The 15,585-nt window shown below is 73.0% G+C and carries 12 protein-coding genes; 8 read left to right on the top strand and 4 right to left on the bottom strand.

The genetic code is table 11. From position 1 onward, the window contains the following. Positions 1–2: 2 nt before the first annotated feature. Together F4556_RS38805 and F4556_RS34940 are read right to left on the bottom strand one after the other, a co-directional pair. Positions 3–695 (bottom strand): DUF7158 domain-containing protein, encoded by a 693-nt coding sequence (locus F4556_RS38805; RefSeq protein WP_246511177.1) that lies wholly within the window; start codon positions 693–695, stop codon positions 3–5. Continuing rightward, positions 692–4,909, bottom strand: a complete 4,218-nt coding sequence (locus tag F4556_RS34940) for a glycoside hydrolase family 38 N-terminal domain-containing protein (protein ID WP_184923378.1) — start codon at positions 4,907–4,909, stop codon at positions 692–694. Before F4556_RS34940 ends, F4556_RS38805 begins: the two co-directional genes overlap by 4 nt. Before the next feature lie 223 nt (positions 4,910–5,132). Between F4556_RS34940 and F4556_RS34935 the strand changes: the two genes are divergently transcribed. Next, on the top strand, positions 5,133–6,155 hold the full coding sequence (locus F4556_RS34935) for a LacI family DNA-binding transcriptional regulator (RefSeq protein ID WP_184923376.1): 1,023 nt from the start codon (positions 5,133–5,135) through the stop codon (positions 6,153–6,155). A gap of 116 nt (positions 6,156–6,271) precedes the next feature. Then, entirely contained in the window at positions 6,272–6,952 is a 681-nt protein-coding gene (locus tag F4556_RS34930; RefSeq protein ID WP_184923374.1) for a hypothetical protein, read from the top strand. 47 nt (positions 6,953–6,999) lie between these two features. On the opposite strand, the gene F4556_RS34925 is transcribed toward F4556_RS34930, so the two are convergent. Then, positions 7,000–7,308 carry a putative quinol monooxygenase gene (locus tag F4556_RS34925; protein ID WP_184923372.1) on the bottom strand — a complete coding sequence of 103 codons (309 nt, stop codon included), beginning with the start codon at positions 7,306–7,308 and terminating at the stop codon, positions 7,000–7,002. 97 nt (positions 7,309–7,405) lie between these two features. On the opposite strand from F4556_RS34925, the gene pdxR reads away from it, so the two are divergent. Beyond that, positions 7,406–8,839, top strand: a complete 1,434-nt coding sequence (gene pdxR, locus F4556_RS34920) for a MocR-like pyridoxine biosynthesis transcription factor PdxR (RefSeq protein ID WP_184923370.1) — start codon at positions 7,406–7,408, stop codon at positions 8,837–8,839. Here pdxR and F4556_RS34915 read toward each other — a convergent pair. Further along, a complete protein-coding gene (locus F4556_RS34915) occupies positions 8,823–9,380 on the bottom strand; it encodes a GNAT family N-acetyltransferase (RefSeq protein WP_313069051.1) in 558 nt (185 codons plus the stop codon). The two genes, pdxR and F4556_RS34915, sit on opposite strands and share 17 nt — an antisense overlap. Before the next feature lie 293 nt (positions 9,381–9,673). Here F4556_RS34915 and F4556_RS34910 point away from each other — a divergent pair, with 293 nt between their 5' ends. From F4556_RS34910 to F4556_RS34890, 5 genes are all read left to right on the top strand, one after another. Then, on the top strand, positions 9,674–11,872 hold the full coding sequence (locus F4556_RS34910; RefSeq protein ID WP_184923368.1) for an MMPL family transporter: 2,199 nt from the start codon (positions 9,674–9,676) through the stop codon (positions 11,870–11,872). 138 nt (positions 11,873–12,010) lie between these two features. Continuing rightward, complete coding sequence (locus F4556_RS34905) at positions 12,011–13,237, top strand: sensor histidine kinase (protein WP_184923366.1); 1,227 nt, start codon at positions 12,011–12,013, stop codon at positions 13,235–13,237. After that, positions 13,234–13,908: a response regulator transcription factor gene (locus F4556_RS34900; RefSeq protein ID WP_184923364.1), complete on the top strand. Its 675-nt coding sequence runs from the start codon at positions 13,234–13,236 to the stop codon at positions 13,906–13,908. Before F4556_RS34905 ends, F4556_RS34900 begins: the two co-directional genes overlap by 4 nt. A 71-nt stretch (positions 13,909–13,979) precedes the next feature. Further along, the gene (locus F4556_RS34895) at positions 13,980–14,906 is read left to right on the top strand and encodes a hypothetical protein (RefSeq protein ID WP_184923362.1); all 927 of its coding nucleotides are present in this window, start codon (positions 13,980–13,982) and stop codon (positions 14,904–14,906) included. Positions 14,907–14,999: 93 nt separating this feature from the next. Then, positions 15,000–15,542, top strand: a complete 543-nt coding sequence (locus tag F4556_RS34890) for a nitrobindin family protein (RefSeq protein WP_184923361.1) — start codon at positions 15,000–15,002, stop codon at positions 15,540–15,542. The last annotated feature ends 43 nt before the right edge of the window (positions 15,543–15,585 follow it).

Genomic DNA, 15,585 nt, shown 5'->3' with positions numbered 1-15,585 from the left:
GCCTAGTGCCGGTGGTGGTTGTCGGGCTGGGCCGGGTCGCCCGGGTGTTCCAGGCCGGGGACCAGGGTCAGGCGTTCGGCCCGGGCCCGGTCGAGCCAGCGGACGAAAGCGATCCGGCGGGCGCAGTCCAGTAGTTCGGTGCTCCGGTCAGGTGGTGCCGGTGCGGGCTTGCGCCCGGTCAGGGTCGCCGTCCAGGGGCCGACCGTGACCGGCCGGCCGGGTCCGGCGGCCAGCAGATCCTGGGCCAGCACGGTCGGCAGGGTGGCCGGGTCGGCGTCGAAGTCGCCGTCCGGGGTGCTCAGTTGCCAGATTTCCATGGTCTCGTGGTCGAGGGCGGGACCGGGGCTGGCCACCACCTCCGCCGTGACCGCCTCGAACACCGCCCGGACGGCCGCGCTGCCCTCGAACGCGGCCGCCGCGATCGACCCCAGCTCGACGGCGGCCCGCTGGTCCAGCCGTACCGGCGCCACTGCACCAGGGTCCAGGCCACGGGCCACCGCCTCGGCGGCGCACAGCTCCTCGGTCAGCACCACCTGCGCCACCCAGCGGGTGAGTTGACGGTCCTCGGCGCTGCCCGGCCGGGGCAACGCCGAGGCGCGCGGTCCGTCACGCAACACAGCCAGCCTGCGGTCGAGCTCGGCCCGCGGCAGCGGGCGTCCGTCCAACAGGCCAAGCACCGCCTGACGGTCCGTCATGGCGCGACCACCAGCTCGACGGTCGGCGCGTACTGACAGCGGCCGAACCACATCACCTTGGCCACCACCCAGTACCTCCCCGGGTCGAGATCGGCGGGCGGCGTCAGCTCGAAGACAACCTGCTCCGTCGCGCCCGCCGCCACCCGGAAGCCGCGTACCGGCTCCCGGACGATCTCCCAACTGCCCCATGGGGACACGGCCTGCAGCTCGCCACGGATCTCCCCCATGGTCCGGTTGCCGAGCAACAGCGTCAGCCGGGCCCGGCCGCCGGGCGCGACCCGGACGGTGGTGGTGTCCGTCTCCACGGTGAGGCCGGTCTGCCGGCCGGTGCCGGCCTTGGTGCCCTGGGCCTGCGGCCAGCCGTCCGGGATCGGGCCCGGCACCGGGAGCAGCGCGGGCAGCTCGCCGAGCGCGACGGTGGCCACGTCCTCGATCTGCTGGCCGAGGTACTCGGTCCGGACCGCGACGAAGTACAGCCCGGGCCCGGCGTCGGCGGGCGGGGTGAGCGTGACGGGGAACCGGAGGTGCCCGCCGGCCGCCAGCCGGTACGGGCGGCGGCGCGGGCCGGCCTGCCAGCCGTCGGGCGGCAGGATCTCGGCGGTCCCCTCCAGGTCGGCGTCCACCAGGTGCGAGGCGAGCACGGCGGACAGCTCGACCGGCGCGCCGTCGGTGCGGAGCAGGCCGGGGGCGAGGCCCACCGACACCGGCAGGTAACCCATCGGCGCGGGGCCCCGGTTGTGCAGCCAGTAGCGGGCGTGCACGGGCTGGGCCGCCTCGGCGACCGGTCCGAGCGGTGCGCCGCCCGACCTGGCCTCCACCGGGCGGGCGGCCAGCGTGACGATCTGCGAACCGTCCAGGCCGACCCGGGCACTCGTCGGCTCCGGCGGACATTCGAGCGGACGTTCCAGCAGGTCGGCCCGGTGCAGGGCGGTGAGCCGCAGCGCGCCGTCCAGCTCGGCGGTCCGGCCCAGGCCGGTGGACTCCACCAGCCGCACGGTGATCCCGGCGCCGGGGTCGGTGGCGGCGGCCGAGCCGTGCGCGATCGGGTTGCCGGTCGGCTTGAGGGTGCTGAGCCGGACCTCGCGCTCGGGGCTGACGCGCAGCCAGGAGTGCCGGGCGGGCAGCGGGCCGTCCTGCGCGGGGGCGAGCCTGGCGAGCAGCGGATGGTTGAACTCCTGCCCCTGAGAGGGCAGCGCCAGTGCCCGCCAGTCGCCGTCGCCGCTGACCAGGGCGTAGCAGAAGTCGTGGGTCCAGTGCTGGAGTTGGAAGGACGAACCGTCGGGGGCGGTGCGCCGGGGCGGGTCGATCCAGACGCCCGAGGGCCAGCCGGTGCAGGACCGCAGCAGCGAGAGGTGGAGGGCTCCGCCCGGGTCCACGGCGAAGCCGGGCAGGCCGTAGGTGAGCAGGGCGGCGGTGTGGTCGGTGAGCCGCTCGCTCGCGGGCGGCTCACCGGGGCAGACGGCGGTGACCCGGGCGTCCGCCAGGTCCTCGGTCAGCGCCGCGGGGTCGGTGACCACCAGCGCGGGCAGGGTACGCAGCCCGCGCAGGTCGGCGTCCGGCCGCCAGACCTCGCGCAGCGGACGCTCCGCGGGGACCCAGACCCGGCCGTACGCCTTCAGCGCGGCGGCGTACTCCTCCCCCGCCTCCGCCAGCAACTGCCGGGTGGCGTCGTTGACTTCGGGCCCGCCGAGCAGCACCCGGAAGTCCGGCAGGTTGGAGTCGACGTCGAGCCAGCCGTAGCGGGACCAGTCGGCGCTCGCGGTGGTCGCGGTGACGCCGACCCGGGCCAGCGCCACCACCAGCTCGCGGGCGTCGGCCGCCCGGTCGAGGTCGGGGACGACCACCTCGGCCACGCCCAGCGCCCGGTCGCCGAGCGCGCTGCCGTCCGGTCGGGTGAGGGTGACCCGGGCGGTGGAGCCGAGGCCGAACCAGGTGTTGGCGGGGTTGTCGAGCGTCCAGGGCGTCTCCGCCACGTCGACGTCGGGCAGCGCGAAGCCCCGGCCGACCACGGCGTCCGCGACCTCGCTGACCGGCAGGGTGCCGGGCAGGTCCAGGGCGAACCGCAGGCGCAGCAGCCGGTCGGCGGAGCCGTGGTCGAGCACCCTGGTCCGGCAGTCGATCCGGTCCGTGCCGTGCCACAGGGTGACGGTCTGTTCGTACCGGATGCCGTCCACGGTGCCTTCGCCGACCAGGCGTTCGCCGAGCGGGCCGACCTCGCGCCGGGTGACGGCCGTGGTGTCGCCCGAGCCGAGCACCGGGCCCTTGGGGAGCAGGTGCCAGGGGCCCTCGCCGAAGTCGGGGTGCTGCGGGTACTCCTCGTACACCCGGAGCTCGTTGCCGAGTCGGCCGGGCTGGAGCAGCTGACGTCCGGTCAGCAGGTCCTGAATGCTCGTCAGGGCGCTGCCCCGGGTGGGGTCGGCGGTGACCCGGTAGCGCTGGTTGCCGATGGTCGTCCCCTCGGCGGCGGTCCAGAGCGCGTCGGGGGTGCCGTCCACGGCCCGCCAGCTGCGCCAGCCGAGCGCGGGGACGGCGTCCGCGTGGAAGTACAGGGTGCCCCGGTCCACGGCGCACGGCACCGGCGCGCCGGCGTCGTCGACGACCAGGACCGCCGCCGGGGAGCCTTCGGGGAGCCGGACGGCGACCGTGCCGGAGCGCTCGAAGGAGAGCGTGTTGGTGACCACCAGGGCGGTGCCGGGCCCCCGGGTGTCGACGGTGCCGACCAGGGCGGCCAGGGACCGGTCGCGGACCTCGGCGGCCAGGTCGTGCGCCTCCCGCCAGCCGCCGAGCAGGTCGAGGTACACCTGGTCGGACTCGGAGCCGGTGATCGCGTCGTGGTGTGCGCCGTAGGCGAGTTGGCGCCAGACCTTGTCGAGTGCGGCCTCGGGGTAGCGGCCCAGCCCCTGCAGGGCGGCCAGGGTGGCGAGCTTCTCGGCGTCCAACGCCGCGGCCTCGCCCGCCCGTTGGGCCTGCTTGGTGTCGATGTACGAGACGTCCTTGCCGGTGTAGACCGGGTTCATGTCCCGGGTCTGCGGGCTGGGCCGGCGGCCGGTGGCGGCGGACTCGGCCCGGACGGCGGTGAGGAAGTCCTGCGGGGTGCCGCAGACGAACCGGGGCCAGACGTACTTGGCGGCCCAGGACCGGTGGATCTCGGTGACCCACTTGTTCGGCGGGGTGTAGTCGGTACCGACCGGCAGCAGCAGGTTCCTGGTCGCGCCGACCGGCTTGAGCTTGCGGTACAGCTCGTACACCGCCTGCTCGGCGGCGGCCAGGTCGGCGGCGGAGTCCATCCACCAGCCGGCCGAGTAGTGGTGCGGCATGAAGTGGGTCAGCACGCCCCGGCCCGAGGGCGAGATCCACTCGAACTCGCTGGGGAACTGCATCACCGTGGCGTCGTCCTTGGCCGCCCGGAAGTTCTTCTGGATCGGCCCCCACTGGTGGAAGGGCCCGCGCGCCCACGCGCTGCCGGTCAGCCCGGCGTCGGCCAGGTAGCCGGGGAACTGCGGGTCGTGACCGAACACGTCCAGCTGCCAGGCGGTCTGCGGGTCACCGCCGAGGATGTCGCGCTGGTAGCCGATCCCGTAGACGATGTTGCGGATGGTGGTCTCGGCGCCGGTCAGGTTGGTGTTCGGCTCGTTGTAGGTGCCGCCGACCAGCTCGACCTGGCCGCGCTCCAGCAGCCTCCGCAACTGGGCGCGCCGCTCCGGGTGTTGGTCGAAGTAGGGCTTGAGATAGTCGATCTCGGCCAGCACGAACCGGTACACCGGATCGCGCAGGGCCAGCTCCAGGTGGGCGTCCACCAGCGCGAAGCCGTTCCGCTCCCAGAGCGGCCGGGTGGTGGCGTCGCCGGAGAGCAGCTCCCAGGGCGAGGTGTACGCGGCCTGGGTGTTCCACCAGACCGGGTCGTAGTGGAAGTGCGAAACCAGGTACATCGTCCAGCCGGGCTCGGCGACCAGCAGCTCGGCCGCCACCTCGACCGTCGCCTCGTCCCGGCCCGCGCTGACGGTGACCGGCCGCCGCTCCCCGGGGACCGGGTCGGTGATCCGCAACGGGACCTCGACCGCGCCGGTGCCGTCAGCCGTACCCCGAACTCCCGGGCCGGTGACGGTGATTGTCGCCCGTGGCCCGTCCAGAACGACCCGCAGGACCTGGCGGGGATCGGCCTCGCTACCGGTGAACAGGTCGGTGTTCTCGACGGCGGTGACGGTGACCGGCACGGGGTCTCCTCCTGCTGATCCTGCCCTGATCGAGCCCATGGCACGGCGAACCTAAACCGCTATAGTTGGGGTGTCAATAGACCATTCCGGCGACCGCCGCCGAGTCCCATCTGACGTGCTCTCAGCAAGTGTTCTGACCAGCGGGATCAGTAAACCGGTCGATGAGGTGTGCACTATGCTCCGACCAGGTTTTCGACGGGTCGTGAGAGAGGGGGGACGCCCCATGGCCAGACCGACCATCGCGGACATCGCCCGGCAGGCCGGAGTGTCCAAGGGCGCCGTCTCGTTCGCCCTCAACGGGCGGCCCGGGGTCAGCGAGGAGACCCGCCGGCGGATCCTGCAGATCGCCGAGGAGATGAACTGGCGGCCGCACAGCGCAGCCCGCGCGCTCGGCGGCGCCAAGGCCGGAGCGGTCGGCCTGGTACTGGCCCGACCGGCCCGCACCATCGGCGTCGAGCCGTTCTTCGCCCAGCTGCTCTCCGGCCTCCAGGCCGGCCTGTCCGCTCACTCCACCGCCCTGCAGCTGATGGTGGTCGAGGACACCGCCGCCGAGATCGAGGTCTACCGGCGCTGGGCCTCCGAACACCGGGTGGACGGCTTCGTGGTGGTCGACCTCCAGGTCCGCGACCCCCGGGTCGCGGTGCTGGAGCAGCTCGGCGTACCCGCCCTGGTGCTCGGCGGCCCCGGCCGGCACGGCTCCCTGCCGAGCGTCTGGGCCGACGACCGGGAGGCGATGATCTCCACCGTCAACTACCTTGCCGCTCTGGGCCATCGGCGGATCGCCCACCTGGCGGGCCTGCCCGCCTTCCAGCACACCCAGCGCCGGATCCGCGCCCTGCGCGACAGCGCGAAGCGGCTCGGCCTGACCGAGGCCCTCTCGGTGCCCACCGATTTCAGCGACGCCGAGGGCGCCGCCGCCACCCGCACCCTGCTGACCCGCACCCGGCGGCCCACCGCGATCATCTACGACAGCGACGTGATGGCGGTGGCCGGGCTCGGTGTCGCGATGGAGATGGGCGTGGCGGTGCCCGGCGACCTGTCGATCGTCTCCTTCGACGACTCGACCCTCACCCGGATCGTCCACCCCCCGCTCACCGCCCTCTCCCGCGACACCTTCGCCCTCGGCGAGCAGGTCGCCCGCACGATGCTCGCCGCCATCGCCGACCCCGACGCGGTGCACGACCTCAAGAACCCCACCCCCCGCCTGACCGTCCGGGAGAGCACCGCCGCACCCCGCCCGGACTAGGTGCCGTCCGGCGGACCAGGTGACCGCCTTGTGTCGGGGTCATTCCTGCGGTCGTGGGCCGCGTGATAGCGTCGATCCCTCCCCGGTAGGCCGGATGAGGTCCCCAGCAGGTGCCCATGACCGACCCTTCCCAGCAGCTCCTGAACGCTCTCGATGCGCTCGACGCCGCCTTCGCGCCGCACTCCGAGCAACCGTTCACCGTAGGCGGCTGCACCTACTGCTACAGCGACACCGACCTTGAGGTGCTCGCCGGGCCCGCGGACCAGGTACCGGCGGACCTGATCTCCGCCGTCGCGGCCGAGGCGACCGACCACTGGGACGACTTCCCTGCCCTGTACCGCCGGATGACACCGCGCATCGTCCGTCTCCTGGCCACCGGCCGGGTGCACGTCGACCACGGGCTGGTCGCCTCCCGGCTGCTCGCCGCCGACTGGCGGGCCTGGACGGCGCCGGAGCAGGAGACGTTGGAACGCGTCTGGCACGCGTGGTGGCGGTCAGCCCTGCACGAGTACCCCGGCAGCGAACGTGTCACCGGGGTACTCGAGACGATCTCCGTCAGCACCGGGAGCCTCACACCGTGGCTGGCCGTGTGGGCCGAAACCCGGACGGAGGCGGCGGACCGCCACCTGAGCGACGCGCTCGACCACTGGCTCTTCGAGCGGCGGCTCGCGGATCTCCGGTTCGGCTTCTACAACGAGCTCGACGCCACACCGGAGCTGCTGCCCTGGCTGCTCTCCCTGGAGGAGAGCAGGATCGGTGCTGCCCAGCTTTTCGAGGTCGAGCGCATCGCGTACTGACGGGCCGAACGGACCTGGCGGTTCGACCGGTTGACCCGGAGCAGACGTCAGGCGATGTGGCGCAGCAGGCTGACGCGAAGCTCGCCGTCGAGGAGGTCGTCGATTCGGACGGCGAAGGCCTGCAGGTGGGCGCTCTGGAGGTTGGCGGCGTGCTCGGCGGGGCTGCGCCAGATCTCGTAGAAGCAGAACGAGGCGGGGTCGTTCACGTCCACGTGCAGGTCGTAGGTGACGCAGCCCGGCTCGCGCGTGGTGGGCGCCACGAGTGCGGTGAGTGCCTGGCGCAGGGCCTGCTCCTTGCCGGGCTTGGCGCGCAGCTGGGCGACGACTGTCAGTGCGGGGGATTCGGTGTTCGTCATCTGAGCGGGTGTTCCTGTTCTTGGTGCGGCGGCCTGTTGCCACCAGCTACGGAGGACGACGCTAGAGGTAAGTGGTCCGGCTATACAGTCCTCTTTCATGGGGAATGACCGAACCAATCGAGCAACCGGCCTGCTCATCGAACTGCCCGAGGACGGCGGGTCGCTGTACGAGCGCCTGACGAGTGGAATCAGGGCCGCCATCGCAGAGGGGCGGCTGGCGCCGGGCCACCTGCTGCCCCCGAGCCGCGCGCTGGCCGCCGAACTCGGCTGCTCCCGATGGGTCGTCAACGAGGCGTACACCCAACTCGCCGCCGAGGGACGCCTGCAGACCCGGCAGGGCTCCGGCACGCGCGTCACGGCCCAACCCGCCACGCCCAGTCCCGTCGACCGCGCACCGGCGCCCCGTCCAGCCCCTACCGTCCCGCCGGTGGTGGCCGACCTTCGGCCGGGCGCACCGGACGTGGCCGCCTTCCCCGCGCCCGGGTGGACCCGGTCCCTGCAGCACGTCCTCGCCACCGCCGACTGGGAACGGTCGGTGTTCCCGTCGGCGGCAGGAGCGTGGCGGTTGCGGGAGGTCGTCGCCGCCTACCTGAGCCGGGTACGCGGACTGAGCGTCGAGAACGACGAGGTATTGATCACCTGCGGTACCTCCCACGGGGTGTCGCTCGTGGCGCGGGTACTGGCTGCCCGCGGGGTCCCGAACCTGGCCGTCGAGGATCCCGGCTGGTCCCGGCTGCACCAGGTCGCGGCCGCCGCCGGCCTGGTCCCGGAGCCGGTAGCCGTGGATGCCGAGGGCCTCGACGTCGAGGCGCTGCGGCAGACGGACGCCCGGGCGGTGTTGTGCGCGCCGGCCCATCAGTTCCCCACCGGCACGGCCCTGTCGCCCACCCGCCGAAGGGCGCTGCTCGCTTGGGCCACGGAGCGCTCCGCCGTGATCGTCGAGGACGACTACGACGCCGAGTTCCGCTACGACCGCAGACCTGTCGGCGCGCTGGCCGGCCTCGACCGCAGCCGCGTGGTCTACCTGGGTTCGGTCAGCAAGACCCTGCATCCCGGACTGCGGCTGGGCTGGCTGGTCCCACCACCGGACCTGCGCCAACCGCTGCTCGACGCCCTCGACACCGGGGCCGCCGGCCCGAGCACCCTGGACCAGCTCACCTTCGCCGGCTTCGCCGACACCGGCGGCTACGACCGGCACCTGCGCCGCGTACGCAAGGCGTACCGAGCCCGCCGCGACGCTCTCGTGACCGCGCTGAACAGCCACGCCATCATCCGCGACTGCGGCCCGGTCCTCGGCATCGCCGCCGGCCTGCACCTGCTGGTCCCGTTGCCCCGCGGACTCCGGGACCACGTGATCGCCGAACACCTCGCAGGCCGCGGCATCGCCACCGTCGCCCTCTCCGGCTACGCCATCCGGCGCCAACCGCCCGCCCTGGTGATCGGCTACGGCCGGCTCTCCCCGAGCCGCGCGCAGTGGGCGGCCGAGCAGCTCGCGGAGGTCCTCCTCGACGAGCTCAACCGGACGGCGTGACCGGCGACCACACGCCGAACCACTGCTCGGCGCCGAACTCCTCGAACCGATCCACCTCGGTGAACCCCAGCTTGGCCGCGAGGCGCATCGAGCGGGTGTTGGCGCTCTGGGTGCAGAGCACCACCGGCTCGCCCGGCCGCGCGTCGGCGCACCAGTCGAGTGCCGCCGCACACGCCTCGGCGGCGTACCCGTTTCCCCACGCCGCCGGCAGAAGCAGGTAGCTGAGCTCGCTCTCCCCGGCCTCCGGACGGACGTGACCGGGACGCTCCGCGGCGCGCCGGTCGAGCATGATGACGCCGATCATCACCCCGCCGAACTCCACGACGAAAACACCGGGGCGCCGACCGGGCACCTCGGGCATCTCGCGCTCGAGCTCGTCACGGGGGCGAGCGCCACCGAGGTAGCGGTACACCTCCGGCGAGGCGAACAGGTCGACGAACGCGGCACGGTCCCGGGCCTCGGACTCGCGCAGCACGAGCCGCCCGGTGCCGATCGGGGCAGCCAGCCAGGGGACAGGATGCACCGTGATCTCGTCCGACACGCAACGGCTCCCGATTCTCTCGCCCGCACCGGCGAATCCCGTACGGCCATGGCGGCAACGACTTCTGAGGTCACCACACATCCGGACGCGCTCCCAGCGGATGCCGGTTGCCGACATCCGCTGGAAAGGCCCGTAGGGCGTACGCGGTAGGCCGCCGGGCACGTACTGCATCGGCAGTACGCCGAACTGCCTGCAGCCGGACGACGACGCCGCCCCCCTGCGCCACGAAGGATTGAGACATCCTGCGGCACCCCCGCCGCCCACCGCCGATCCCGACTGGAGCGCCCTTCTCCGTGGCCACCTTCCTCTACCGGCTCGGCCGGTTCTCGTTCCGGCAGCGGCGGTACGTCGTGCTGCTCTGGGTGGCGCTGCTGGCCGCCTGCGCGTTCGCCGCGGCCAAGGCACCGGCCGCCGAGGACGACGGGTTCGCGATGCCGGGCACCCAGTCCCAGCAGGCCTTCGACCTCCTCAACGAGCGTTTCCCGGGCGCGAGTTCGGACGGCGCGGACGCCCGGATCGTGTTCGTCGCACCGCAGGGCCAGCAGATCACCGCGACCGCCAACAAGGCCGCGGTCGACCAGGTGGTCGGTGATCTGACCGGCAGCCCGCAGGTCAAGAGTGTGCTCGACCCGTTCGTCACCCACGCCGTCAGCAAGGACGGCAGCACCGCCTACGCCACCGTCTCGTACGACGCGAAGAGCACCGCGCTCACCGAGCAGACCAAGGCGACCCTCAAGGACGCGGTCAAGGGCGGCCAGGACGCGGGCCTGACCGTGGAGCTCGGCGGTACGGCGCTCCAGGCCGAGCCCGAGTCCGGCGGAGCGACCGAACTGGTCGGCATCGCCGCCGCCGCGGTCGTCCTGCTGATCACCTTCGGCTCACTCGCGGCCGCCGGGCTGCCGCTGCTCACCGCGCTGATCGGCATCGGGGTCGGTGTGACCGCGATCGTCGCGATCGGCATGTCCAGTACGACCACCACGCTGGCGCTGATGCTGGGGCTCGCGGTCGGCATCGACTACGCGCTCTTCATCGTCTCCCGCTACCGGACCGAACGGGCCGAGGGCCACGCACCCGAGGAAGCCGTCGGCCGGGCGGTCGGTACGGCCGGCTCCGCCGTGGTCTTCGCCGGACTGACCGTCTTCATCGCGCTGGCCGGGCTCTCGGTGGTCGGCATCCCCACCCTCACCAGCATGGGACTCGCCGCGGCGGGCACCGTCCTGGTCGCGGTGGTGATCGCGCTGACCCTGCTGCCCGCGCTGCTCGGCTTCTTCCAGCGGGCCGTCCTGCCCCGGGCCTCCCGCCGTCGGACAGCACCGCGCGCCACCGCCGGCCGGCCGAACGGCGGCACCCGCTGGGCCCGCTTCGTGACCCGCCGTCCGGTCGCCGTCCTGGTCTTCGGCGTGCTCGGCCTCGGTGTGCTGGCCGTACCGGCGCTCAGCCTCGACCTCGGGATGCCGGGCGCCGAGTCGCAGCCCACCTCGTCCACCCAGCGCCGGGCCTACGACGCCCTCGCCGACGGCTTCGGCCCCGGCTTCAACGGGCCGCTCACCGTGGTGGTGGACGCCAAGGGCGCCGCCGACCCGAAGGCCGCCGTCGCCACCGCCGCCGCCCGGCTCACCGCCACCGAGGGCGTGGTGTCCGTCTCGCCCGCCGCCTTCAACCCGGCCGGTGACACCGCGCTGCTCACCGCCGTGCCCGCCACCGGCCCGAGTACCGCCGAGACCAAGGACCTGGTGCACACCATCCGCGGCGAGGCGGCCGGGCTGCGCTCCGAGACCGGCGCGACCGTACTGGTCACCGGCACCACCGCGGTGAACATCGACATCTCGCAGAAGGTCTCCGACGCGCTGCTCCCCTACCTCGCGCTGGTGGTCGGCCTGGCCATCCTGCTGCTGATGGTGGTGTTCCGCTCCGTCCTGGTCCCGCTCAAGGCGGCGCTCGGCTTCCTGCTCTCGGTCGCGGCGGCCTTCGGCGTGATCGTCGCGGTCTTCCAGTGGGGCTGGTTCGCCGGCCTGCTGGGCGTCGAGCAGACCGGGCCGGTGATGAGCATGATGCCGATCTTCCTGATCGGCGTGGTGTTCGGCCTGGCGATGGACTACGAGGTCTTCCTGGTGACCCGGATGCGCGAAGCGTACGTGCACGGGGAGCGGCCCGGCCAGGCGATCGTCACCGGCTTCCGGCACAGCGCCCGGGTGGTGGTGGCCGCGGCCGTCATCATGATCGCGGTGTTCTCCGGGTTCATCGGGATGAGCGAGTCGATGATCAAGATGATGGGGCTCGGCCTGGCCTCGGCCGTCTTCCTGGACGCCTTCGTGGTCCGGATGACCATCGTCCCGGCGGTGCTCGCGCTGCTCGGCGACCGGGCCTGGTGGCTGCCGAAGTGGCTGGACCGGATCATCCCCAAGGTGGACGTCGAGGGCGAGTCGCTGAGCTCCGCCGTCCCCGTCCCCGCCGACCGGGAACTGACGGAACGTCCGGCCGTTCACGTCTGACGGTCCGTGGACTGTCGGGGGGCCGCTGTCGAAACCGGCAGCGGCCCCCCGATGTGGCGGTCCGACCCCGACCCGCCGGTCGGCGATCATGGTCGGAGCTGATCGACCATGGTCGGAGCTGACAGGGAGAGAACCAGCATGATCATCACCATCCGCCCGTGGCTCCGCCGACACCCCCGGGCCGTCGACGTGACGCTGGCCGTGGTGCTCTGGGGCCTGGCGGTACTGGCCAGCAGCATGTCGGCCACCGACCCCCGGATCATCCGAGCCCCGTCCCCCGCCGTCGCCCTGATCGCCGCGGCCGCCTCGGTCGCCCTGCTCTGGCACCGCACCCACCCGCGCACCGTGGTGGCCGTGACCACGATGTGCGGAGCCGGCATCAGCGCGCTCGCCGAGCAGGACGGCTTCCAGCCCTCGCCGTTCACCGCGGGCGCCGCGCTGGCCGCGCTCTACTCGATGGCCATGCGGACCGACCGCCGGACGGCCATGCTGCACACCGTGGCGGTCGCGGGCATCCTGTTCGCCGCCACCGTGCTCTCGGCCTCCGGCTCGATCCTGACCGCCAACCGGATCGGGCTGATCGCCTGGATCCTGCTCTCCGGCGCCCTCGCCGACTCGGTCCGCAGCCGTCGTGACTACGTGGCCGCCGTCGAGGCCCGGGCCGAACTCGCCGAACGCACCCGCGAGGACGAGGCCCAGCGGCGGGTGGGCGAGGAGCGGCTGCGGATCGCCCGCGAGCTGCACGACATCGTCGCGCACCACATCGCCCTCGCCCACGCCCAGGCCGCCACCGCCGCGTACCTGCTGCGCAGCAAGCCCGAGCAGGCCCAGCAGATGCTGGACGGCCTGGCCGGCACCACCTCCGCCGCGCTGCGCGAACTCCAGGCCACGGTGGGCCTGCTGCGCCGCTCGGACGACCCCGAGGCACCGCTCGAACCCGCCCCTGGTCTGGCCCAACTCCCGGATCTGCTGGCCGCGTTCGAGGGCGCGGGCCTGACCGTCTCGGTGCAGATCTCCGGCGAGCCGAGGCCGCTCTCCCCCGGCGTGGACCTGACCGCCTACCGGATCGTCCAGGAGGCACTGACCAACGTGACCAAGCACGCGGGCACCGCGACCGCCTCGGTCCGGCTGGCCTACACCCGACGCCTGCTGACCGTGACCGTCTCCGACGATGGCCCCCCGGCGGCTCCGGCCGGCCCACCGGGCTACGGCCTGATCGGCATGCGCGAACGGGCCCAGTCGGTCGGCGGGCGCCTGCTGGCCGGCCGCGGCTCGGACGGCGGCTTCCAGGTCACCACCGAACTGCCGCTGGAGACCGGCGAATCCGAGCCCGACCGGGACGACGAGGAGAGGAGCGCGCGGTGACCATCCGGGTACTGCTGGCCGACGACCAGGCCCTGCTGGCCGGGACCTTCCGGCTGCTGATCGAGTCCTGCGAGGACATGGAGGTGGTCGGCGTCGCGGGCGACGGCCGGGCCGCGGTCGAACTGGCCCGCACCACCAGGCCCGACGTGGTGGTGATGGACATCCGGATGCCGGTACTGGACGGGCTGGCCGCCACCGAGGAGATCTGCCGCGACCCTGCGCTGGTCGACACCCGGGTCCTGATCCTCACCACCTTCGAGATCGACGAGTACGTGGCCAGGGCCCTCCGCGCGGGTGCCAGCGGCTTCCTCGGCAAGGGCGTCGGCCCCGAGGAACTCCTCGGCGGCATCCGGACGGTGGCGGCCGGCGACACCCTGCTCTCCCCCACCGCCACCCGGGCCCTGGTGACCCGCTTCCTCGCCCATCCCGAGACCGACCCGGCCACCCCGCCCCCGGCCCTCGACGTCCTCACCGCCCGCGAACGCGAGGTGATGGTCCAGGTCGCCGAGGGCCTGTCGAACGACGAGATCGCCGAGCGGATGTTCGTCAGCCCGCTGACCGTCCGCACCCACGTCCAGCGCACCATGACCAAACTCGGCGCCCGCCACCGCGCCCAACTCGTCGCCATCGCCTACCAGTCGGGCCTGGTCCGGGTGGACCCACCCAGGTGACCTGAGCCCCAGCCCGCTGTCCGACAGATAATCATCCGACCGACGGCCGGGCCGCCGCTATCCTCCCCGAGGTGACCGACAGAGAGAGGGTGCGGATGATCGAGGACGTTCCGACAACAGCCCGGGTGCACGACGTACTGCTCCGGGCCACACGCGTGGTGATCGTCGAGGGACCGGCCGACGCGGTCGACGCCGCCGACGTGCCACGGCTGGTGCTGACCGGTGACGAGATCGCCGACCTGGCCCGACACCTGGCCATCGTGGACGGTGGGACCGGCGACCACTGCCGGTGCCGCGGCTGGCCGACCATCACGGTCCACGGACCGGACGGTGAACTGACGGCCTGTTGGACACTCCACCACCAGACCGGGCTGCGCGGGGCCGGCAACTGCGATGCCGACCTCCGTGACGGCCCGGCCCTCACCGCCTGGCTGGCGCAGCGCGGTCTGACCGGATCACAAGAGGTCCAGGAGCGACTCGCCGAGCAGGACGCCGAGTCCGAGCGACGCCGGATGCGCTGGCTCCAGGCCGCACCGGCCGGGCTGGCCGAGGTGGCCGCAGAGGTGTCCCAGCCTTCGGGCGACGACGACCTGGCCTGGTCACAGCAGCTGGACGACGCCGAGGACCGGCTCACCGCCCTCGTCCACCAGCACTACCCCGACCCGATCGAGCGGATCCGCACCCTGCTGGCATGGGCAGGAGTCCCCACCCGAGAGCCCACCAGTGGCTCGACGTGGTACGACATGGCCGTACTACGCCTGCTCCACGACGAACCGGCCGACCTCGTCCTCGCCGCACTCGCCGCACACCCCCCGAGCCCGGCCCAACTCGACGGGGCGGCCCAGCTGTTCAGCACTCTCGAATGGACCAAAGCCCACGGCCGACAGCTGCCCGAGCCGCAACGTTCGATGCTGATCGGACACATCCAGTCGGACGGCACCGACAGCATGCGATACCGGCTGAATCACGGCTACTACGGCGCGGAGCGAACTGTCTGATCCGCCCGGGGTGCGGGCGGGCGCCGTAGGCTTCCCGAGTCACCCGGACCGTCGGCTGACCCGACTTCAGATCCCACTTGAGGAGCGCGCACCGTGTTCGACCCCGCACCGGAGTACCCGTACCCCGACGCCCACCGACCGGACGAGGCGCCCGCGCCGCACGCGCTGCTGGGCCCGGTGCTCGGGCTCCTGGGAACCTGGCGCGGCCGGGGACGCGGCGAGTACCCGACGCTCGCCGGCGACTTCACGTACGCACAGGAGGTCACCTTCAGCCACGACGGCCGGCCCTTCCTCCACTACGAGACCCGGGCCTGGCTCCTCGACGCCGACGACGCACCGCTGCGCCCGTCGGCCCGGGAGAGCGGCTGGTGGCGGCTCCAGCCCGACGGCCGGGTGGAGGCACTGATCACCCAGCCCACCGGCATCGCGGAGATCCTGGTCGGCCGGGCCGACGGCACCACGGTCGACCTCGCCACCCACGAGGTGGCACTCGCACCCACGGCCAAGGAGGTCAACGCCACCCGCCGGCGCTACACCCTCGCCGACGACGGCACCCTCACCTTCGTCCACGACCTCGCGGCAGTCGGCCAGCCTCTTCAGCACCACCTCTCGGCGCAGCTGCGGCGCCAGGTGTGACGTCCGGTTCCGGTGCCAGGGCGGCCTGAAACGCTGATGTCGG

Origin of the sequence: Kitasatospora gansuensis, assembly GCF_014203705.1 — a bacterium.
GTDB lineage: Bacteria > Actinomycetota > Actinomycetes > Streptomycetales > Streptomycetaceae > Kitasatospora > Kitasatospora gansuensis.
The sequence above is the reverse complement of the archived record's forward strand: the minus strand, read 5'-3'. Positions and strand labels throughout refer to the sequence as shown.